At 50.2% G+C, this 20,376-nt stretch carries 17 protein-coding genes; 13 read left to right on the top strand and 4 right to left on the bottom strand.

Features of this window, described 5'->3' with window-relative positions:
* Positions 1-41 precede the first annotated feature (41 nt).
* Positions 42-443, top strand: a complete 402-nt coding sequence (locus KDX31_11195; protein ID UTW01928.1) for an MAPEG family protein — start codon at positions 42-44, stop codon at positions 441-443.
* A 48-nt stretch (positions 444-491) separates the two neighbouring features.
* Here KDX31_11195 and KDX31_11190 read toward each other — a convergent pair whose 3' ends face one another.
* Complete coding sequence (locus tag KDX31_11190; protein UTW01927.1) at positions 492-1,376, bottom strand: LysR family transcriptional regulator; 885 nt, start codon at positions 1,374-1,376, stop codon at positions 492-494.
* A gap of 109 nt (positions 1,377-1,485) precedes the next feature.
* Here KDX31_11190 and KDX31_11185 point away from each other — a divergent pair, with 109 nt between their 5' ends.
* Both KDX31_11185 and KDX31_11180 read left to right on the top strand, forming a co-directional pair.
* Entirely contained in the window at positions 1,486-2,655 is a 1,170-nt protein-coding gene (locus KDX31_11185) for an FAD-dependent oxidoreductase (protein UTW01926.1), read from the top strand.
* A 72-nt stretch (positions 2,656-2,727) separates the two neighbouring features.
* Entirely contained in the window at positions 2,728-3,426 is a 699-nt protein-coding gene (locus KDX31_11180; GenBank protein UTW01925.1) for a hypothetical protein, read from the top strand.
* A gap of 109 nt (positions 3,427-3,535) precedes the next feature.
* On the opposite strand, the gene yjeH is transcribed toward KDX31_11180, so the two are convergent.
* The 3 genes from yjeH to KDX31_11165 form a co-directional block, all read right to left on the bottom strand.
* Positions 3,536-4,810, bottom strand: a complete 1,275-nt coding sequence (gene yjeH / locus KDX31_11175; GenBank protein ID UTW01924.1) for an L-methionine/branched-chain amino acid transporter — start codon at positions 4,808-4,810, stop codon at positions 3,536-3,538.
* A gap of 256 nt (positions 4,811-5,066) precedes the next feature.
* Positions 5,067-5,483 (bottom strand): VOC family protein, encoded by a 417-nt coding sequence (locus KDX31_11170; GenBank protein ID UTW01923.1) that lies wholly within the window; start codon positions 5,481-5,483, stop codon positions 5,067-5,069.
* A 70-nt stretch (positions 5,484-5,553) separates the two neighbouring features.
* A complete protein-coding gene (locus KDX31_11165) occupies positions 5,554-6,471 on the bottom strand; it encodes an AraC family transcriptional regulator (protein UTW01922.1) in 918 nt (305 codons plus the stop codon).
* A 229-nt stretch (positions 6,472-6,700) separates the two neighbouring features.
* Here KDX31_11165 and KDX31_11160 point away from each other — a divergent pair, with 229 nt between their 5' ends.
* From KDX31_11160 to KDX31_11115, 10 genes are all read left to right on the top strand, one after another.
* On the top strand, positions 6,701-8,194 hold the full coding sequence (locus KDX31_11160; GenBank protein UTW01921.1) for a CoA-acylating methylmalonate-semialdehyde dehydrogenase: 1,494 nt from the start codon (positions 6,701-6,703) through the stop codon (positions 8,192-8,194).
* A gap of 276 nt (positions 8,195-8,470) precedes the next feature.
* Complete coding sequence (locus KDX31_11155; GenBank protein ID UTW01920.1) at positions 8,471-9,628, top strand: acyl-CoA dehydrogenase family protein; 1,158 nt, start codon at positions 8,471-8,473, stop codon at positions 9,626-9,628.
* Between the two features lie 79 nt (positions 9,629-9,707).
* Complete coding sequence (locus KDX31_11150; protein UTW01919.1) at positions 9,708-10,484, top strand: enoyl-CoA hydratase; 777 nt, start codon at positions 9,708-9,710, stop codon at positions 10,482-10,484.
* 21 nt (positions 10,485-10,505) lie between these two features.
* Entirely contained in the window at positions 10,506-11,603 is a 1,098-nt protein-coding gene (locus KDX31_11145; GenBank protein UTW01918.1) for an enoyl-CoA hydratase/isomerase family protein, read from the top strand.
* Between the two features lie 50 nt (positions 11,604-11,653).
* Positions 11,654-12,544: a 3-hydroxyisobutyrate dehydrogenase gene (gene mmsB / locus KDX31_11140; protein UTW01917.1), complete on the top strand. Its 891-nt coding sequence runs from the start codon at positions 11,654-11,656 to the stop codon at positions 12,542-12,544.
* 87 nt (positions 12,545-12,631) lie between these two features.
* Positions 12,632-14,524 carry a propionyl-CoA synthetase gene (locus KDX31_11135; protein UTW01916.1) on the top strand — a complete coding sequence of 631 codons (1,893 nt, stop codon included), beginning with the start codon at positions 12,632-12,634 and terminating at the stop codon, positions 14,522-14,524.
* Between the two features lie 370 nt (positions 14,525-14,894).
* Positions 14,895-15,644, top strand: coding sequence for an electron transfer flavoprotein subunit beta/FixA family protein (locus KDX31_11130; protein ID UTW01915.1), 750 nt, complete (start codon positions 14,895-14,897; stop codon positions 15,642-15,644).
* On the top strand, positions 15,644-16,573 hold the full coding sequence (locus KDX31_11125) for an FAD-binding protein (protein UTW01914.1): 930 nt from the start codon (positions 15,644-15,646) through the stop codon (positions 16,571-16,573). The genes KDX31_11130 and KDX31_11125 overlap by 1 nt, the downstream gene beginning before the upstream one ends.
* Before the next feature lie 260 nt (positions 16,574-16,833).
* Positions 16,834-18,027 carry a trans-2-enoyl-CoA reductase family protein gene (locus tag KDX31_11120; GenBank protein ID UTW01913.1) on the top strand — a complete coding sequence of 398 codons (1,194 nt, stop codon included), beginning with the start codon at positions 16,834-16,836 and terminating at the stop codon, positions 18,025-18,027.
* Positions 18,028-18,216: 189 nt separating this feature from the next.
* On the top strand, positions 18,217-19,884 hold the full coding sequence (locus KDX31_11115) for a methyl-accepting chemotaxis protein (protein ID UTW01912.1): 1,668 nt from the start codon (positions 18,217-18,219) through the stop codon (positions 19,882-19,884).
* Positions 19,885-20,376 lie beyond the last annotated feature (492 nt).

The following is a 20,376-nucleotide window of genomic DNA, read 5'->3' as shown; positions in this document are numbered from 1 at the left end:
GTTGTTAGCATCAAGGTTTTCATCTAAGGGATATCTGAACCATGATCTATGCCATGTTTGCAGTCACTGTGCTAACCATTTTAATCGGCTTCTGTGCGGTAAGAGCGAGAATTACAAGTGTGCGTAACGGCGCGGTTCCGGCGGGTTATTTCAAGCTGATGCAGGGCGAGGCCGTGCCTGAAGTGCTTATAAAAACCGGACGATGTTACAACAACATGTTTGAGGTTCCCTGTCTCTTTTACGTGGTGTGTACCCTGTATATCGTATCAGGAACAGAGAGTGTTGCCGGTCTGTTCTTCGCCTGGTTTTTTGTTATCCTCAGGTCAGCCCAGGCGTATGTTCACCTGACCAGCAATAAGGTCAGGTATCGCATGTATCTCTACGGCGGAGGAATTTTATGTGTATTGCTGTTATGGATAAATCTGCTTATTGAATGGGCATAGATAAGCGTGAAATGGTTGGGGACGTACATGTTTTCAGCAGAAAGTTTTTCATGCTGTCCCTTCAAACCGGTCTTTATCAGCTTCTGCGGCGAGAACTAAATAGTCAAACAGTGCTTTAACGCGTGCGTTTCTGCGCATATCTTCATGGGTCGCAACCCATAATTCGCCAACCGGTTTGGTTAATGGTGTCATTACCGGCCTAAGATTCCGCCATTGGGAACCCAGCAGGCATGGAAGAGGTACCAGTAGATCGCTTTGTGCTGCTAGTTCTGCATTTATTATAAGGCTACTGGAGCTGATACTTTCTATGCTATGGGGTATTACCTCATCAAACCATTTACTGGCGGGTCCTCCAATCCAGTTGACAAATCCAAGCCCGGACAGTGAGGCTAAATTCTGAATTTTACCAACAGACCTCGATGTTTCTTTGCTGGCATATATTCCCCAGCGGATAGTTGCAATCTTTCTTGCAACAAGGGTTTCTTCCTCTGGCCTTTTGGGACGCAGTGCAAGATCTGCTTCCCGGCCGGCGAGGCTTAATAAATGATCATCTGACAGGATTTCAACGTTTATGCGTGGGTGAACGGTATGAAATGCGGGCAGATGTCTGGCGAGGAAGCTAATAGCAAGCGCATCAGTTGCTGTGATTCGTAAAACACCGGTTAGCTTCTGGTCGCGACCAGAAATGATGCGATCAGCATTCAGTGCTTCATATTCCATTCGTTCGGCTGCGCGTATAAGTTCGACCCCGGTATCCGTAGGTTCATAGCTGCCTCGTAGCCGGTCAAATAATCGTGTTCCCAGTTTATCCTCAATTCGTTCAAGGCGACGAAATACTGTAGATAGTGTGACTTTCAGGTTAGCTGCTGCGCCGGGTAAACCGCGGGCACGTGCTATAGCTAATACAAGACGGTAATCATCCCAGGTTGTCATAAGCTTGCATTTTTGTAAGTTTGATTATCAATATTACAACTATACTTGCGTTAATGTAATTATTATCTTTGCAGGCACCTATTAAGTTATTGCCATTTAGGAGTCTGTAATGAAAGAAATTCACATTTTGGGCGGAGGTTTTGCGGGAGTCTGGGCTGCAATGAGTGCCGCTGCAGAACGTAATTCCGAGTCTGCTGAAATGATCAGCATCGAATTAGTCAGTAAGACGCCTGACCTGATCATTCGTCCTCGACTTTATCAGGGGGCAAGTCAGGCTTTGAGTGTGCCCTTAGCACCTCTGATGAAAGAGATTGGCGTTAATTTTCGAGTGGCTGAAGTTAGAAAAATTGATGCTGAAGTAGGTAGATATCGTTGCTCTGGTGGAGAGGAGCGTGAATATGATCGTCTTATTCTTGCAACAGGGAGCGAACTGAAACATTTGCCTATATCAGGTATGCAAGAGTACACCTGGTCAATAGATAACTTTGAAGATACTGAAAGGCTGGACTTCCATCTTGACCAGCTTACGTCTGACGACCCCGCTGAAAATACGATTGTGATTATTGGGGCAGGTTTTACCGGACTGGAGTTGGCTACCGAACTTCGCAGCCGTCTGGGAGATAAAAAACGGATTATTCTGGTCGATCAGGCAGTACGGGCAGGTAATGAGCTTGGTCCAGCATTTATTCCCTTTGTCGAAGAGGCGGTAGCTCAATGCGGTATTGAAACGCATTTGGGAACAACCGTAAGTTGTATCTGGCCGGGGGCCATTAAGCTGGAAAATGGGAAGTTGATTGAGAGTCGGACAGTCATTATGGCCACCGGGCTGGTTGCCAGTCCTCTGACGCGTAGTATTTCAGGTGAATATGATGCGCAGGGGAGGTTAAAAGTTACTCCCGATCTTAAAGTGCCAGGTGCGGAGTCAATTTTTGTAGCCGGAGATACTGCACATACTTTTGCAGATGACAATCATGCCACTTTGTTATCATGCCAGCATGCAACTGAATTGGGACGTTTTGCCGGATATAACGCAGTGCATGATCTGTTGGGTAATGAATTACAGGCATACCGTCAGCCGTTCTATGCCACTTGTCTCGATTTGGGAGCGTGGGGGGCTGTATTCAGTACCGGCTGGGAGCGCGAGGTAAAGAAAGTCCGTGAGGAGGGGAAAGCGATAAAAACTCAAATTAATAATGAGTGGATCATGCCTCCAAATCCAGAACTAGGAAAACTAAAGATATTTGAGCAGATTGCACTGACTGTTGAGGTTGAGGTATGACGCTACTTTCAACGGCCGCGTCTATCTGTAGAAACATACTCTTCCTGATGAGTGTATCTGAGGAAAGTAGCGATGAATGCAATTAATCATGCGGCGACTGCGCTACTTATTAATAGGAAATGGCCAGGTGTACCGATTATTCCGGTTTTTATTTCGGTTCAGGTCGTTGAGTTCTTATGGGTTGTGTTAAATATTGCAGGGGTGGAGATCACTAACACCGAGCCGGTTGTCAGGGCGGTTAGTGACATCCACCTGACTCATATGCCTTACTCCCACTCTGTAGCAACGACTGCATTGATTGCGCTTGCTGTATGGTGGGTGGTGTCAAAGCCCTTTAATAAACCCGTTTGGGGGGCCGCTCTTTCGGCAGGGGTGATTTCGCATATCATTCTTGATCTTGCGACCCATGTTCAGGATATAGCGATTAGTCCGTGGAATGATTCTATGAAGCTTGGTCTGGGTTTATATGACATACCTTCTTTGGCTTTGTTCGTAGAAACGCTTTATGGGGTTTGGTGCTGGTGGGTTTTTCGTGGAACCCGAAAACTGTTGGCACTCATTATTGTGATGAACCTGGCGACGCTTTCATTTTATTCACTCGCTTTGAACGGTCCGGAGCAATTCTTTGCCGGGCGTGCTCAGCTCTTTGCAGCGTTTGTTGGAGTGCACATTATGGTCGCTCTGGGAGGCGTTGGTCTGCTGGCCCATTCAAGCTGGAGGACATCGGGAAGCGCTAAGGTTTCGTCATATTTATTGACTGAAACTCGATGAATGCACTAAGCGGGGAGAGGAATATCTGTCCCCGCTTAAAGCGTGTATCGTTTAACTCAGAGTTTTTATTTGTTTTTGAATTGAGCCTGGGCGAGATATTGTGAATGTGTTATAGCCCGGTCCCCTCGCTAGTTGGATTATTCCGCTGCCAAATTTTCTGCCTCAATAATACCAGCGTTATGAGCAGTCCGAGCAATACCGGGTAGAGCATAGCGGTACCGAGACAGTAGATAAACAGTCCGCAGGCGAACAGGCTAATAACGATCGCGGGCCTGCAGCGACGATCAAGCAGTTTCCAGGCGGCCAGCATGGATGCGCTATATACCACGACAAATGACCCATTGACCCAGTGGGCCATGACGGTGAAATCCATTTTTGCAAAATAGCTGACAATCAGCATCAGAGCAGAAAGGACCATAAAGGTGATAAGCGCGGTTGCTGGAACCCTATGCTGGTTGAGCGCTCGCAGCGGGTGAGGCAGGATGCCATCGTTACTGAAACTCCAGGCCAGACGGGAGAGGCTGGCCAGGTAGATATTGATAGTCGCTATGCCGCTGATAAAGCCTAAGCCGCCGATAATCCAGCGACCGCTGTTACCAAACTGCATCTCAAACAGGCCGACCATCGCCAGCGGATGTTCGGGGGCCTGCATGGCGAGCCAGGTGCACCCGATATAGATCAGTCCCACAAGCGAGACGCCGATCAGGGTTGCCGGGATGTAATCTTTTTTGACATCTTTGAATTCGCCCGCCAGATGGGTGATCGCTTCTATGCCAAGAAAGCTCCAGATAGCCAGGCCGATAGCCTGCATAATACCGCTGTAATCGCCAGCAACGACAGGCTTATGCATGACGGGAACGGCAGCGGTAGCAGGTGTCTGAATCAGCGTCATCACCAGCATCAGTATAACTATAAACAGAATCGTCAGGGTCAGTCCCATCTGAATGCGACCCGATAGCTGTAAGCCGCGGCGATTGATATAAAACAGGAGTAAAAACACCAGCAGTTCGCCGCAGAGTTGTTGTTCTGCTGACAGCGTGACCACGGGGTTCAGGAATTTGAACGTCATGACCAGTGCAGCGGCGGCGCCGGTAGGCACCGAGAACAGAAACAACAGTCCGATAACCCTGCCGGCCAGTGGTCCGAACGCCCGGTCAACAAAGTAGGCGGGACCGGCTGCGTGGGTGAAGCGCCGTCCCAGCTCTGCAAATACCCAGGTCAGTGGCAGAAGGCCCAGCAGCAGAATAACCCAGGCCCAGATCGCCTGATCACCCGCTTCAGCGATGGTCAGTTGTGGCAGAATAAATACGCCGGTACCCAAAAGCGTGGTGGCAATCAGTCCCATCCCTTGCCAGCGGGTAATTGTTTGATTTAGCTTTGCCATCCTTGCCATCCTTGCCATCCTAGCTTCCAGATCCGCTATATTGCCTCAGTAGAGTGTGTGCTGATACGAAAATCGTTACGTCGCGGTTTAATGTCGATCTGCAGGTTTTTCATTATTTTACAGACGTTTTGCTTGCTAAGGCTAATCTATAAATCGTTTTTCGATACGGTATTGCCTCAGGGGGCAAAAATAGTCACCCCGTATGGTGTTGCAAGCCCGGGAGCAAAGCCTGTGACAATAGACAGGCAGGGTTACCTCAGTCGTCGACAGAGCGTTTTTTGCTTCTCAACTCTACCGTATTTCCTTCAGGGTCCTGGATATAAATGGAGTCTCCAAAGCCTTCGCTGCCATAGCGCTTAGCGAAGTCCCCGACAGACACTTTATGCTGCTTAAGGTGCTCAGTGAGTTGTTGAGGTGATATCGGCTCCAATAACAGACAGAAATGATCCATGTTGTTTTCCGTTGCGGTGGGAGGACCTCCTCCTGCGCGTCCCAGCTCACTGTCGACCGGGACGATATCGATCAGGGCTGTACCGGCACGTAGCTGCACCAGCCCTGTTTCCGGGGGGAGTTCTCTTTCCACATGACAGCCGAGTACGTCGCAGTAAAACCGGAGCATTTTCTCCAGTTGAGAGGTACGCAATACGATGTGATCAATACCGGCAATTACCATTGGCTTATTAAATCCCTGAAGAGTCTCTACGGCTAAGTTTAGACACTAGCAGTGATTTTTAATAAATACTTTAAATCGTGTCCGTTTTGAAACTTTTATACGACCATGCTCCCACCTGCAGTTTCCGGTATTGGGTGGGTGAGATACCCATCACTTTTCTGAAGATACGCGAGAAGTAATAAGCGTCTTCATAACCCACCATAAAAGCCACTTCTGCAATCGTTTTCGTGCTGATATCCAACAGATGGCAGGCTCGTTCAATTTTCAGCTGAATAAAATGGTTGATCGGGGTGGTGCCGGTGGCATCTTTATATTTCTTTATAAAGTGAAACTTGGACAGGTTGACGCTGGCGGCCATGGTGTCGATATCCAGCTGTTCATGAATACGGGCCTGCATCAGGCTGTGAATCTTCTCCAGATTGAAACTGTCGGCATCCTGATTGCGAACCAGTGGTTGCAGTAGCGCAATATGGGTGAGTATCTGCCGCAGCTGGTTGGCTGCATTGATAAAGGCGTTCAGGTGGTAGCTGCTGTGACGGGCTTCCAGTAGTGCATCAAACTCACTCACCAGACTGCTGTGCAGCCCTAAGCGAACCACTGGCTTCTGTTTTGGGATCTGCAGGTGATCGATAAAGTGATCGGCCAGCTCGCCTTCAAAGTGACACCAGTAGATTGTCCAGGGGTAATTCAGGCTGGAAGCATACTGGTGAGCCGTGCCCCTTGGCAGTACGATCAGGTCGCCGCTATTTACCGCAATATTCTTCTGGTTGACCCGTATTTTACCTTTACCATCAAGACAATAGATGAGCAGATTATCATCATGTTCGCGACGCTCCATACGGTGTCCTTCCGCTTGCTTATAGTAGCCTGCACCAAGCGGATAAAGATCCTTTGAAAGCCTGTTATGGGCGAGTTTTTCGATGATCTTGTGGGGGATCACGAAGCGGATGCTCTGGGGGGGAAGAGGCCAGTTTGAAGGAGTGCTCATGGGGGCTGCTCGACTAAGGTATTAAGGGGTTATTAGGGTATTCATGTATTCAATAGCAATATAGTCCATTAATATAGCAACATTATCAATCATCTGCTGCGGGATGCTGTGCTTTAATAAAACGCATATGAGAACACTCTGTATAACAACAGTCTGTCCCGTTTTTAGCCGGGACAAGAACAAACAAGAACTGAATTATAAAAACTGAACAATAAAAAAGGTGCAAAACATGACTCAGCAAGTCCCTCTACTGATCAATGGTGAACTGGTTCAGAGCCACAGTGAAAACTGGATTCCGGTGACAAACCCCGCAACTCAGGAAGTAATTGCCCAGGTGCCTTGTGCCACCGCGGATGAAGTGGATCAGGCAGTTGAAGCGGCTAAAGCCGCATTTGAATCCTGGAAAGAGACTCCTGTGGGAGAGCGTGCCCGTCTGATGCTGCGCTATCAGGCGTTGCTGAAAGAGAATCACGATCAGATTGCTGAGTTACTGTCACAGGAAACCGGCAAGACCTTTGAAGATGCCAAGGGTGATGTATGGCGTGGTATCGAGGTAGTGGAACATGCCTGCAATATTGCTTCCCTGAGCATGGGTGAGACCGTTGAGAACGTCGCCCGTAAGATCGACTGTTACAGCATCACCCAGCCGTTGGGTGTCTGTGTGGGGATTACCCCGTTTAACTTTCCGGCAATGATTCCCCTGTGGATGTTCCCGATGGCGATTGCCTGTGGTAACACCTTCGTCCTTAAACCCTCAGAGCAAGACCCGCTGACGCCGATGCGCCTTGCAGAACTGTTTAAAGAAGCGGGCGCTCCGGATGGTCTGCTGCAGGTTGTCCACGGCACGAAGGATGTTGTTGATCAGTTGCTGACCCACAAAGACACCCCTGCGATCTCTTTCGTCGGCTCGGTGGCTGTCGGTGAGCACATCTACCGTACCGGTACTGACAAAATGAAGCGGGTGCAGGCGTTTGCCGGTGCCAAGAACCATATGGTCATTATGCCGGATGCGGCAAAAAATCAGGTCGTTAACAGTATTGCCGGTGCCTCTGTTGGCGCAGCAGGGCAGCGCTGTATGGCAATTTCTGTTGCAGTATTCGTGGGTAATTCCCGGGAGTGGATCCCGGAAGTACGCGATGCCCTGGCTAAAGTCCGTCCTGGTGCCTGGAATGATCCTGAAGCGGGATATGGTCCGCAGATCAATCCTCAGGCTAAAGAGAAAGTGCTTGGCTTTATTCAGCAGGGTAAAGATGCCGGTGCTGACTGCATTCTGGATGGTTCAGATGTCGTGGTAGAGGGCTATCCGGATGGTAACTGGGTTGGCCCGACGATGTTCCGTAACGTGACTACTGATATGTCCATCTATCAGGAAGAGATCTTCGGACCGGTGCTGATCGCCCTGGAAGTGGATACCATTGAAGAAGCGATTGCGCTGATCAACGAAAATCCCTACGGTAACGGTACCTCAATCTTCACCTCATCCGGTGCCGCTGCCCGTAAGTATCAGCACGAGATCAAAGTGGGTCAGGTCGGTATCAACGTGCCGGTACCCGTGCCTCTGCCAATGTTCTCTTTCACCGGCTGGAGAAAGTCGTTCTACGGTGATCAGCATGCGTATGGCAAGCAGGCGGTGAAGTTCTACACCGAAACTAAGACCGTTACGGCGCGCTGGTTTGAGGATGATATTGATACGGGTGTTAACACAACCATCCATCTGAAGTAATTTTTGTCGCCTGAGCTATTGTGCTTGGTGACTCTGCGTTAAAAGCTGGCTTAAAGTGCTCAGCGGCAGTTAACTGCCACAACGTCCGAAGGGCGGCCCGTAAGGGTGAGCTTTGCGAATATTTACAACAGTAAACTCCGCCTTTGCGCCAGCTTTTGCCTTGATTCACCGGCGCTCATTACGCTCAGCCAACAAAAATGGGATTTGTCGTTAAATACACTCTGACTCTTCAGAGTAATAATAAGAATCTGCCAGTGTGTTAAGTACGGAGCATTTATGGATTTTGAACTGAATGAGGAACAGGTGGCGTTTGCTGATATGGCTCGCGCGTTTGCTCAGAATGAACTGGAACCCAATGCCGGTGAGTGGGATCTGCATCAGACCTTTCCTGTTGATGTGCTGAAAGCCGCGGGGGAGCTCGGCTTTTGCGGCCTGTATTCCCATGAGGATGTCGGCGGTCTGGGCCTGAGCCGGTTAGATTCCAGCATTATCTTTGAACAACTGGCGATGGGGTGCACTTCGACCACCGCCTTTATCACGATCCATAATATGGCCACCTGGATGATCTCCGAGTTTGGCGCAGAAGATGTGCGTCAGCAGTGGTGTCCGCAGCTGACCGCCGGTGAGAAGCTGGCCTCTTACTGTCTGACGGAACCCAATGCCGGTTCCGATGCCGGTTCATTGAAAACCTCTGCCCGCCGTGATGGTGATGACTATCTGTTGAATGGCAGCAAAATCTTTATCTCCGGTGCCGGTGCAACCGACTGTCTGGTGGTGATGGCGCGCACCGGAGCGGAGGGCGCAAAAGGGATCTCCGCCTTTGCGGTTGATGCCAAATTACCCGGCATCACTTATGGCCGTAAAGAGGAGAAGATGGGCTGGAATAGTCAGCCAACCCGGATGATTACCTTTGAGGATGTGCGTATTCCGGCTTCTGCAATTCTTGGTCAGGAAGGCGATGGCTTCAGGATCGCGATGCGGGGACTGGATGGCGGGCGTATCAATATTGCCACCTGTTCGGTAGGAACCGCCCAGCAGGCGTTGAATAAAGCCACCGAGTATATGCATGAGCGTAAGCAGTTTGGCCAGTCGCTGGCAAACTTTCAGGCGTTGCAGTTTAAGCTGGCCAACGCTGCCACCGAGCTGGTGGCTGCCCGGCAGATGGTGCGCATGGCGGCATCCCGTCTGGATAATAACCATCCGGATAAAACCACCTACTGTGCCATGGCGAAGCGTTTTGCCACTGATGTAGGCTATAACGTTGCCGATGAAGCACTGCAGATTTTTGGTGGTAATGGCTATATCAAAGAGTATCCGATGGAACGCTTCCTGCGGGATAACCGGGTGCACCGGATTCTTGAAGGCACCAACGAAATTATGAATGTCATTATTGCTCGCCGGTTGTTAATGCAGAATGCGTCCGAGCTGCTGTAAATCGCGGGCTAAGTTAAACCGAACCGGGATAGCCTGTTGCCCGGATAATGAATAGAGCTGAACAGAAAGGAAGATCGGAATGACTGAGAAGCTGATTGTTGAGAAGCGTGGCAATATCGCTTTATTAACCATGAATAATCCGCCCGCTAACACCTGGACCGAAGAGAGTCTGAAGGCCCTTAAAGCGCTGGTGGAAGAGCTGAATGCTGATCGTAATATTTATAGCCTGGTCATTACCGGTCAGGGAGAGAAGTTCTTTTCAGCCGGAGCTGACCTGAACCTGTTTGCTGACGGCGATCGCAGTGTCGCCCGGGATATGGCACGTTACTTTGGTGAAGCCTTTGAAACCCTCAGCCAGTTCCGGGGTGTTTCGATTGCTGCGATCAATGGTTTCGCCATGGGCGGCGGTCTGGAAGTCGCACTGGCCTGTGATATTCGTATTGCTGAAGAGCAGTCACAGATGGCACTGCCGGAAGCAAAAGTAGGATTGCTGCCCTGTGCCGGTGGTACCCAGAATCTCACCATGCTGGTGGGTGAGGGGTGGACCAAGCGGATGATCCTTTGCGGTGAACGCATTAAAGCGGTCAAAGCTCAGGAGATCGGTCTGGTGGAAGAGGTTGTGCCTCAGGGACGGGCGCTGGAAAAAGCGCTCGAGCTGGCGGCGAATGTGGCTCAACAAAGCCCGACGGCGGTGGCGTCCTGTAAGCAACTGATCCAGAACAACCGTACCCATCACTGGGATGCCGGTTATATTCTAGAACGGGAGCTGTTTGTCGATCTGTTCTTTACCGAAGATCAGAAAGAGGGGGTGAATGCCTTTCTTGGTAAACGTGCCCCCGAATGGAAAAACCGTTAAGCGGCAGACAGGAGAGAACCGATGAGCTGTGTATTGTTTAATGAATACCCGACCCGTGATGGCAAAAAGATTGTTGAGATCAGGCTGAACGTTGAGCGCACTCTGAATGCGCTGTCGCTGGATATGATCGACCTGATTCAGCCAAAGCTGGATCAGTGGAAAACCGATGATGCGGTAGTGGCTGTGCTTCTCGACAGCGCTGGAGAGAAAGCATTCTGTGCCGGTGGAGACGTAGTTAACCTCTACAAGTCGATGAGCGGCGAGGGGGATCCGGAATTTCCAACCGATTTCTTTACCCGGGAATATATTCTCGATTACACCATCCACACCTACCCTAAGCCGATTATCTGTTGGGGTCATGGCATCGTCATGGGCGGTGGTATGGGGCTGATGAACGGCTGTAGCCACCGTATCGTTACTGAAAAAACCCATATGGCAATGCCGGAGGTCACCATTGGCCTCTATCCGGATGTCGGAGGCAGCTGGTTTTTGAATCATATGCCGGGGCGCACCGGACTGTTTCTGGGCCTGACCGGTAATCCGATGAATGCCGCCGATGCGCTGTTCCTCGGTCTGGCGGATCGTTTTATCGCGGCAGAACTGCGTAGCCAGATGATTGAGGGGCTGCAGAGTGAAAACTGGGGCGGTTGCGCGTATGCGGCAACCAACCGGGTGCTACGGGAACTGGAGGATGCTTCACAGGAAGCGTTTAATCCGGATTCTCCGGTACAGAATCACTACGGGTTCATTCAGCAAATTACTGATACTGATTCTCTGCCGGAGCTGGTTGAAGGGCTGTTGGCAGTCGACAGCGATGACAAGTGGATCAAACGGGCACAGAAAGCGATCAGTCATGGCAGTCCGCTGGCGATTCATATCATTAAGCAGCAGATGGATGTGACTAAGCAGATGTCACTGAAGCAAGTGTTTGAAAGTGAAATGATTCTGTCAGTGCAGTGCTGTAAGCACCGTGAGTTTCCCGAAGGTGTACGGGCACTGTTAGTGGATAAAGATGGCGCCCCGCAATGGACCTATAAGACAGTCGACGAGGTTGATCCGGCATTTGTTGATCAGTTTTTCGTATCCCCGTGGGAGGTTAACCCACTGGCGTCACTCTAATTTAGCCGTTTAACAAAAACGTTAATAAGAATTAAAAGAGGCAAAGTGTTATGGCAACTATCGGATTTATCGGTCTGGGCAACATGGGCGGCCCCATGGCGATCAACCTGCTTAAAGCAGGTCATGAAGTAAAGGCGTTTGACCTGTCTCAGGCAGCAGTAGAGCACGTAGTATCAGAGGGCGGCATTGCCGCTGCATCAGCGGTTGATGCGGCCACCGGTGCTGATTGTGTTATCTCCATGCTGCCTGCCGGGGTGCATGTTGAGGGGCTTTACCTGACAGGGGAGGCACCGCTGCTGGATGTGGTCTCTGACAGTGCGCTGATTATTGATTCCTCAACCATTGATGCGGCGACCGCTCAGCGGGTGTCTGCGGCAGCGGCGGAACGGGGACTGAGCTTTATTGATGCACCGGTATCCGGTGGTGTCGGTGGCGCTATCGCGGGTACGCTGGCGTTTATGGTCGGCGCAACCGATGAGCAGTTTACTAAGGCAAAACCGATTCTGGAATGCATGGGTAAGAACATCTTTCATGCCGGTCAGAGCGGCGCAGGCCAGATAGCCAAAGCCTGCAATAATATGATGCTGTCGATTCTGATGGCGGGTACCAGTGAAGCCCTGAATATGGGCATGAAAAATGGCCTCGATCCGGCGGTACTCTCTGAAATCATGAAGCAGAGCTCAGGCAATAACTGGGCGCTGCAGGTCTATAACCCGGTCCCGGGGGTAATGGATGGAGTGCCTTCTTCAAATAACTATCAAGGCGGTTTTCAGGTCGATCTGATGTTTAAGGATCTGGGACTGGCGATGGAGCTGAGTCAGCAAAGTAACTCTCCGGTGCCGATGGGATCAGCCGCGCGCTCACTGTTCTCGCTGCATAAGTCAAAAGGCAATGGTGGCCTGGATTTCTCCAGTATTTTGAAGCTCTATCAGGACAGCTGATTTTCTCATGATTTAACATCAGCAACCAATACTGCCGGTAATGCCTGCCGGCAGACTCCCTCTATAAAAACAAAACCGGAGTAGGTCATGGGTTACAACGACGAATACCGGGCTGCACAGCAGAACCCCGAAGCATATTGGGCTGAGCAGGCTAAACGCATCAACTGGTTTAAACAACCTGAAACGATCCTCAAAAAAACGCCTAATGGCACCTTTTGCTGGTATCCGGATGGCGAACTGAACAGTTGTTATCTGGCGCTGGATCAGCATTTGGAAACCCGGGGTGATCAGGTGGCACTCTATTACGATTCACCGGCGACCAACAGTAAGCAACAGATTACCTACCGCGAACTGCATCAGAAAGTTGCACTGTTCGCCGGGAGTATGAAGCGCCTGGGTGTCAGCAAAGGAGACACCGTTGTTATCTATATGCCGATGATTCCGGAAGCAGCAGTGGCGATGCTCGCCTGCGCCCGGTTAGGCGCGGTGCACTCGGTGGTGTTCGGTGGCTTTGCTGCCAATGAGATGGCGATCCGTATCGACGATGCGAAACCCAAACTGATTCTGACCGCATCCTGCGGTATCGAATTTGATAAGAAAATTGCCTATAAACCCCTGGTCGATAAAGCCATTGATCTGGCAACCCATCAGCCTGAGTATACTATTGTCTGTCAGCGGCCTATGTTGCAGGCAGAGATGAATCCGGAACGTGACCTGGACTGGTATGCGTGCCAGCAAGGCGCTGAGCCTGCCGATTGTGTCCCGGTGAAAGGCAGTGATCCCCTCTATATACTCTATACGTCCGGCACCACCGGTGCGCCGAAAGGGATCGTGCGGGATAACGGTGGTCACGCAGTAGCGCTCAACTATGCCCTGCACAATGTTTATGGCATGAACCCTGGTGATGTCTGGTGGGGAGCGTCTGATATCGGTTGGGTGGTCGGTCACTCCTTTATTGTTTACGGTCCGCTGATGGGCGGTTGCAGTGCGATATTTTTTGAAGGCAAACCTATTAAAACGCCTGATGCCGGAACCTTCTGGCGGGTCATCGATGAGTATCGGGTTAACTCGATGTTTTGTGCCCCCACCGCATTCCGGGCGATCCGTAAGGAAGATCCGGAAGGCGCGCTGGCGAAAAAATATGATCTTTCCAGTCTCAACTGGGTGTTTGTTGCCGGTGAAAAACTGGACTCTTCAACCTACGGCTGGCTTGATGCTCTGCTGCAGGTGCCGGTGATCGATCACTGGTGGCAGACCGAGACCGGCTGGCCGATGACCGCACCGATGATGGGCTGGGATAATCCTTCAGCTGCCCGGCTGGGGTCAACCAATAAACCGATTCCCGGCTACGATATTCAGGTTGTCGATGGCGAAGGTCAGCGGGTCGGGCCGAATGAAACCGGCAATATCGTGGTGACCCTGCCGATGCCACCTGGTGTTGCCTGGGATATCTGGAATCAGCCGCAACGCTTTACTGATTCCTATCTCACTGCTTTTCCGGGCTACTATCATACCGGCGATGGTGGTTTTAAAGATGAAGATGGCTACGTGTACATTACCGGGCGTACCGATGACGTGATCAATGTGTCGGGGCATCGCCTTTCAACCGGTGAGATGGAGGAGGTGGTGTCTTCCCATCCGGCCGTTGCTGAGTGCGCCGTCATCGGTGTTAACGATCCTCTCAAAGGACAGGTGCCCGCCGGACTGATTGTATTGAAAGCCGGAGAAGAGGTGGATGAGTCACAGCTGGAGGCTGAGCTGGTACAGATGGTGCGCGATCAGGTCGGGGCTCTGGCCTGCTTTCGTCGGGCTATCGTGGTTCAGCGTCTGCCGAAAACCCGTTCGGGTAAAATACTGCGGGCAATCATCCGTAAAATTGCTGCGAACGATCAATATAAGATGCCGTCGACGATTGATGACGAGAGCATTCTCGCCGAGATTACGGAGATGATGGATCGCGCCGGGATGTTGCGATCCTGAGAGCCGGGAGCGGCTTGTTTAATTGCACGTCAGGGTTAATGTTCATTGGTGATCATTATATTGACATTGGTGTACATTAATCTTATGTTTTAAATCAACAGGCTGATCAGGGGCTGTGTAAGCTGTAACGGTAACGTGGTTTTCAGATGCAATTGATCTCTGGCATTGTTGAAAGCCCCCTACACTGTAAGGGAAGTATCTCTGCGGATAATCATTATCTGATTATTCCGGGCAGACCCCGGATGCCCTTATTGGGTTGTTGTATATGGGCATTGGGATTGTAGAATGTTTAAAATTCCTGGCCCGACGGGTAGGGAATTGATACACATTGAATTTAATAAACAAAAATAGATGCAAAGGCGGTAGACAGATGAAAGTGCTGGTAACTGTCAAACGTGTTATCGACTACAACGTAAAAGTGCGGGTTAAGTCGGATAACAGTGACGTTGATCTGAGTAATGTAAAAATGGCGATGAATCCCTTTTGTGAGATCGCCGTAGAGGAAGCCGTACGTCTGAAGGAAGCAGGTGTCGCATCTGAGGTTGTCGTGGTATCACTGGGACCGCAGGCTGCTCAGGAGCAGATTCGCACAGCGCTGGCGTTGGGCGCTGACCGGGGTATCCTGGTTCAGTCGGATGAAAATCTGGAATCACTGACGGTTGCAAAACTGCTGGCTAAGGTGATCGAAGAGGAGCAGCCAGGCCTTGTGATCATGGGTAAGCAGGCGATCGATACCGATAATAACCAGACCGGTCAGATGCTGGCTGCGCTGACTGGTATGCCTCAGGGTACCTTTGCATCTGAAGTGAAAGTGTCCGGTGATAAAGTTCAGGTAACCCGTGAAGTGGATGGTGGCCTGCAGACGGTAGAGCTGAATATGCCAGCGATCGTGACCACGGACCTGCGTCTCAATGAACCCCGCTATGCGTCTTTGCCCAATATCATGAAAGCCAAGCGCAAACCGCTGGATAGCAAAACACCTGAAGATCTGGGTGTAGCCGTTAAAGCGCATACTCAACTGCTGAAGGTTGAACCACCCGCAGAGCGTAAGGCGGGTATTAAGGTTGCCTCCGTTGAGGAGCTGGTGGATAAACTGAAGAATGAAGCGAAGGTGATCTGATGGCTATTCTGATTATTGCTGAACACGATAACCAGTCACTTAAAGGTGCAACTCTCAACGCTGTAACTGCAGCCACTCAGATTGGCGGGGATATCCATATCCTGGTTGCCGGTGCCGGATGTCAGGCGGTTGCTGATGAGGCGTCTGCTGTTGCGGGGGTGAGTAAAGTACTGCTGGCCGATAATGCGGCCTATGAGCATCAGCTGGCAGAAAATGTCAGCCTGCTGGTAGCAGAGCTGGGGCGTGATTACGGTCACGTTATTGCACCGGCCACCACTGCGGGTAAAAACCTGATGCCCCGGGTGGCAGCATTGCTGGATGTGGCTCAGCTTTCTGATGTTCTTCGTGTTGACAGTGAAGATACTTTTGCCCGTCCTATTTATGCCGGTAATGCCATTGCGACCGTTAAATCTCTGGATGCGATCAAGGTGATCACCATTCGCGGTACCGGATTTGATGCGGCTGCAGCTGAAGGCGGTTCAGCGGCCATTGAGGCGGTTGCTGCGGTCCATGATGCCGGTATCTCAAGCTTTATCGGTGAGGAGATGGCCAAGAGTGATCGCCCGGAGCTGACCGCTGCGGGGGTTATTGTGTCCGGTGGCCGCGGCATGGGCAATGGTGAAAACTTTGCCCTGCTGGAGTCCCTGGCGGATAAGCTGGGTGCCGCCGTGGGGGCTTCCCGTGCGGCAGTGGACGCAGGCTTCGTGCCGAATGACATGCAGGTAGGCCAGACCGGTAAAATTGTTGCGCCGGATCTGTACATAGCTGTCGGTATCTCCGGGGCGATTCAGCACCTGGCAGGGATGAAAGATTCCAAAGTGATTGTTGCCATTAATAAAGATGAAGAGGCGCCTATCTTCTCTGTCGCGGACTATGGTCTGGTGGCCGATCTGTTTGACGCGGTACCTGAACTGGACGCTAAGCTTTAACCGGATTGCTCTTTCTGTTCCGGGCCAGGTGCGTCACTTAAGGGTGACAAACCCGGCTTTTATGGAGTTAAGGCCCGCTTTTTTCAGTAAAAGCGGGCTTTTTTTATGACTGTTTATAACGCTTTAACTGTATTAGAAAGTGAAAATCGGGTATCTTTACCGGCTGTTTCAGACGTCGATTTCAAGAACGATATCAAAAATCTCTGCAGGGGTTGAGTAACACAACCGGACAGAGAGAATGACAAGTAAAGTGGATCCATATGATTATCAAACCGAAGATTCGTGGCTTTATCTGTACCACAACACATCCAACAGGTTGTGAACGCAATATTCAGGAACAGATCGATTACACCAAGGCGCAGGGGCCGATTGAGAACGGGCCTAAGCGGGTGTTGGTGATCGGTTCTTCCAGCGGTTATGGCATGTCGTCACGTATCTCCGCAGCATTTGGTTGTGGTGCAGCCACCATCGGTGTGTTTTTTGAAAAGCCTGCGACCGAAAGAAAAACCGGTACTGCAGGTTGGTATAACGCAGCCTTCTTTGATCAGAAAGCTCATGAGGCCGGTCTCTATGCCAAGAGCCTCAATGGTGATGCGTTCTCCAATGAAGCCAAGCAGAAAACCATTGATCTGATTAAAGAAGATCTTGGACAGATCGATCTGGTGGTGTACTCATTGGCATCTCCGGTACGCAAACTGCCTGACACCGGTGAAGTGATTCGCTCATGCCTGAAACCTATCGGTGAAACCTACCGTTCAACTGCGATTGATACGAACAAAGATGTGATTATCGAAGCGGAAGTTGAACCGGCAACCGAGCAGGAAGTGGCGGATACCGTCACTGTCATGGGCGGTCAGGACTGGGAACTGTGGGTCAATGCTCTGGATGAAGCCGGTGTGCTTGCTGAAGGCTGTAAGACGGTTGCCTATAGCTATATCGGAACTGATATCACCTGGCCTATCTACTGGGATGGCGCGCTGGGCCAGGCGAAGAAAGATGTTGATCGTGCCGCAGCAGAGCTGAACAGTAAGCTTGCTGAAAAGGGCGGCAGTGCCAATGTGGCGGTACTGAAATCTGTTGTGACACAAGCCAGTTCTGCAATCCCTGTGATGCCTCTGTACCTCTCGATGGTTTTCAAAATCATGCGTCAGGAAGGCGTTCATGAAGGTTGTATGGAGCAGGTATTCCGTCTGTTCAATACTGCGATCGCCGGCGATAGCGGTAAGATGGATGATGAAAACCGGATGCGCATGGATGACTGGGAACTGCGGGATGATATTCAGCAGAAATGTCGTGAAATGTGGCCAGCCATCACCACTGAAAACCTGTTTGAGATGACCGATTATCAGTTCTATAAAGACGAATTTCTGAAGCTGTTTGGTTTTGGTATCGAGGGTGTTGATTACGACGCGGATGTCAGTCCTCTGGTTGAGTTTGATGTGATCGATATCTGAGTGTGTGAATCTTTTTAAAAAAGCGGCTTATTGCCGCTTTTTTTGTTTTGCGCGCTCATGGTGTTGTGTTTGATGGGCCGACTGAATTATAAACCTGCAGATTTACCTCGGAATGGTGACTCCATTTTTGTAAAGAGCTGAGATTCAATATGTAATAAGCCTATCCAACCTATAAAGAGATTTCGCTAAATGGCTCTGTCGATCAGTAAGCGTCTTACAATCATGGGGGCTGCCCCCATCATTCTGTTGGCTATCATCCTGCTAATTCTTACCGTTTTTGAGAATAATGAATTGCGGCGTGAGCAACTTGAGATTACCAAAAGCAAGCTTTTAGAAACGAAGCGTGCAGAACTGAAATCATTAAATGATATGGCGTTTAGCACCATTAAGCATATCTATGACGATGGCGGTTCTCTGCAGGAGGCTCTGCCAATCCTGCGAGCACTTAAATTTGGTGAAAATGGATATTTCTTTGGCTATACCGATAAGGGTGATCGGGTGTTTATGGGAAATTCAGACAAGGATCTGGGTAAAAATTTCTCGAATTTACAGGACTCTAATGGTAACTATCTTATCCGGGAGTTAGTCAAAGCGGGTAAGCAGGGAGGTGGTTTTGTCAGCTACTATTTCCCTAAGCCGGGCCAGGAGGTCGCGGAAGAAAAACTCTCTTATGCAATCTATCTGGATCGCTGGAACCTGATGATTGGCGCGGGTTTCTATCTCGATGACGTTGATGCGATTCTGGCTGATATCGATTCTGCCTCCTTAAACAGTCTTGATACTTTGTTGATCTACTTCGCTCTGGCGAGCTTGGCTCTGGTTGTGCTGGCAATCATCTTCAGTTCCATCGTCAAAGGTTCGGTGATGAGGCCGCTACAAAGTATTAATGAGTCGATGAAATCGCTGTCTTCGGGAGAGGGGGATCTGACTTCCCGTCTTAAAGTGGATGGTGATCATGAGCTGGCTGACCTTGCCCATAATTTTAACCGTTTTATCGACACCCTGCAGAAGATGATCGGCGAAGTGGTTGTGCTTTCTGCCGGAGTAACTCAGCGCTCTTCTGCGATCAGCACACAGATGTTGCAGGTATCGGATCTGCTGAATCAGCAACAGGTGCAGATCGAGCATTCTGCCTCAGCTATGTCGCAGATGTCTGCAACGGCCCAGGATATTGCGCACAATACGGCGGAAACGGCCAGCTCTACCAATGAGTCCCGGGATAATTTGAATCAGGCTGAAGGCAGTGTGGTTGAACTGACCGGTGCTGTAAAAACACTGGCGGAAGATGTGGCGGGCTCGAATGAGGCAATCTCTACGCTGGAAAGTAACGTGCAGGATATTATATCTGTCGTCGGCGTAATCCAGGAGATCGCGGAACAAACCAATCTGTTAGCACTTAACGCCGCAATCGAAGCTGCCCGGGCGGGTGAGCAGGGGCGTGGGTTTGCGGTGGTAGCAGATGAAGTGCGTACCCTGGCAACCCGTACACAGGCGAGTACTTTACAGGTGCATGACAGTATAGAAAAACTCAAGCAGGCGTCTGGTGATGCAGTCAAAACGATGCAGCATAGCTTTAAGCAGTCGGATCTGGCCGTGACTCAGTCAGAGAAAGGCATGACTGAGTTGTCGAAAGTGTCGGGGCACATGGATCTTATTCAGGAGATGTCTGTCGTGATTGCCACGGCAGCAGAAGAGCAGAGTCAGGTGTGTGAAAATCTGAATCAGACCGTTACAGAGATTGCGGGCCATTCGGAAATGTCCTCCCAGATTGCCAGGGAGAATAATCAGGCGGTTAAGGATCTGGCACAGGAAGCCGATAAGCTGCAGAAGCTGGTTGGTCGCTTTAAAGTGGTGTAATCGACCAGGCGTTTGTTATTTCATCAAGGAGCCGGAGGCTCCTTTTTTGTTTCAGCCGCAGATTTATCTGCGTAATGCAGTTAAAAAACAAGTTGTTGCAATCTGAATAGTTCAATCGTTTTTCAGGATAGGGGGGGGCAGTGTAAATACATTTAATCATCTGCTTAATTAGGAGATCTTCCTGTTGTAGCCCCAAGAGTAGAAAATCAGCCAAACTTATACCACTTTAGGATGACAATAAGCCTAAGGGATTATGACAATTTACCGCAACGCACAAGATTTTTTCGCAGGAATGCGTATAATCATCGACACAGTTTCTGCCTGAGATATGAGTTGTTCTGGAGATATTGAAGCGGGCAACTTATCTATCAAGGCTAGCTAAGATAGTTTCAGACTTATCAATGAGTTATACCCTTGTTTATTGTATTGATATAAAACTGTCAGGCCACAAGCCCGCCCCTGAAATTACCTTAGCCTCCATTATTTATAATT

The organism is Amphritea atlantica (assembly GCA_024397875.1).
Lineage (GTDB): Bacteria > Pseudomonadota > Gammaproteobacteria > Pseudomonadales > Balneatricaceae > Amphritea > Amphritea atlantica_B.
Note: the sequence above shows the minus strand (reverse complement) of the source record. Positions and strands in the feature narration are given on the sequence as shown.

Excerpts from the sequence above, each read along its gene's own strand:
- mmsB (UTW01917.1), top strand. The coding sequence starts at position 11,654 with ATGGCAACTATCGGATTTATCGGTCTGGGCAACATGGGCGGCCCCATG.
- KDX31_11195 (UTW01928.1), top strand. The coding sequence starts at position 42 with ATGATCTATGCCATGTTTGCAGTCACTGTGCTAACCATTTTAATCGGC.
- KDX31_11185 (UTW01926.1), top strand. The coding sequence starts at position 1,486 with ATGAAAGAAATTCACATTTTGGGCGGAGGTTTTGCGGGAGTCTGGGCT.
- KDX31_11165 (UTW01922.1), bottom strand. The coding sequence starts at position 6,471 with ATGAGCACTCCTTCAAACTGGCCTCTTCCCCCCCAGAGCATCCGCTTC.
- KDX31_11190 (UTW01927.1), bottom strand. The coding sequence starts at position 1,376 with ATGACAACCTGGGATGATTACCGTCTTGTATTAGCTATAGCACGTGCC.
- KDX31_11130 (UTW01915.1), top strand. The coding sequence starts at position 14,895 with ATGAAAGTGCTGGTAACTGTCAAACGTGTTATCGACTACAACGTAAAA.
- KDX31_11155 (UTW01920.1), top strand. The coding sequence starts at position 8,471 with ATGGATTTTGAACTGAATGAGGAACAGGTGGCGTTTGCTGATATGGCT.
- KDX31_11135 (UTW01916.1), top strand. The coding sequence starts at position 12,632 with ATGGGTTACAACGACGAATACCGGGCTGCACAGCAGAACCCCGAAGCA.
- KDX31_11145 (UTW01918.1), top strand. The coding sequence starts at position 10,506 with ATGAGCTGTGTATTGTTTAATGAATACCCGACCCGTGATGGCAAAAAG.
- KDX31_11120 (UTW01913.1), top strand. The coding sequence starts at position 16,834 with ATGATTATCAAACCGAAGATTCGTGGCTTTATCTGTACCACAACACAT.
- KDX31_11170 (UTW01923.1), bottom strand. The coding sequence starts at position 5,483 with ATGGTAATTGCCGGTATTGATCACATCGTATTGCGTACCTCTCAACTG.
- yjeH (UTW01924.1), bottom strand. The coding sequence starts at position 4,810 with ATGGCAAAGCTAAATCAAACAATTACCCGCTGGCAAGGGATGGGACTG.
- KDX31_11160 (UTW01921.1), top strand. The coding sequence starts at position 6,701 with ATGACTCAGCAAGTCCCTCTACTGATCAATGGTGAACTGGTTCAGAGC.
- KDX31_11115 (UTW01912.1), top strand. The coding sequence starts at position 18,217 with ATGGCTCTGTCGATCAGTAAGCGTCTTACAATCATGGGGGCTGCCCCC.
- KDX31_11150 (UTW01919.1), top strand. The coding sequence starts at position 9,708 with ATGACTGAGAAGCTGATTGTTGAGAAGCGTGGCAATATCGCTTTATTA.
- KDX31_11180 (UTW01925.1), top strand. The coding sequence starts at position 2,728 with ATGAATGCAATTAATCATGCGGCGACTGCGCTACTTATTAATAGGAAA.
- KDX31_11125 (UTW01914.1), top strand. The coding sequence starts at position 15,644 with ATGGCTATTCTGATTATTGCTGAACACGATAACCAGTCACTTAAAGGT.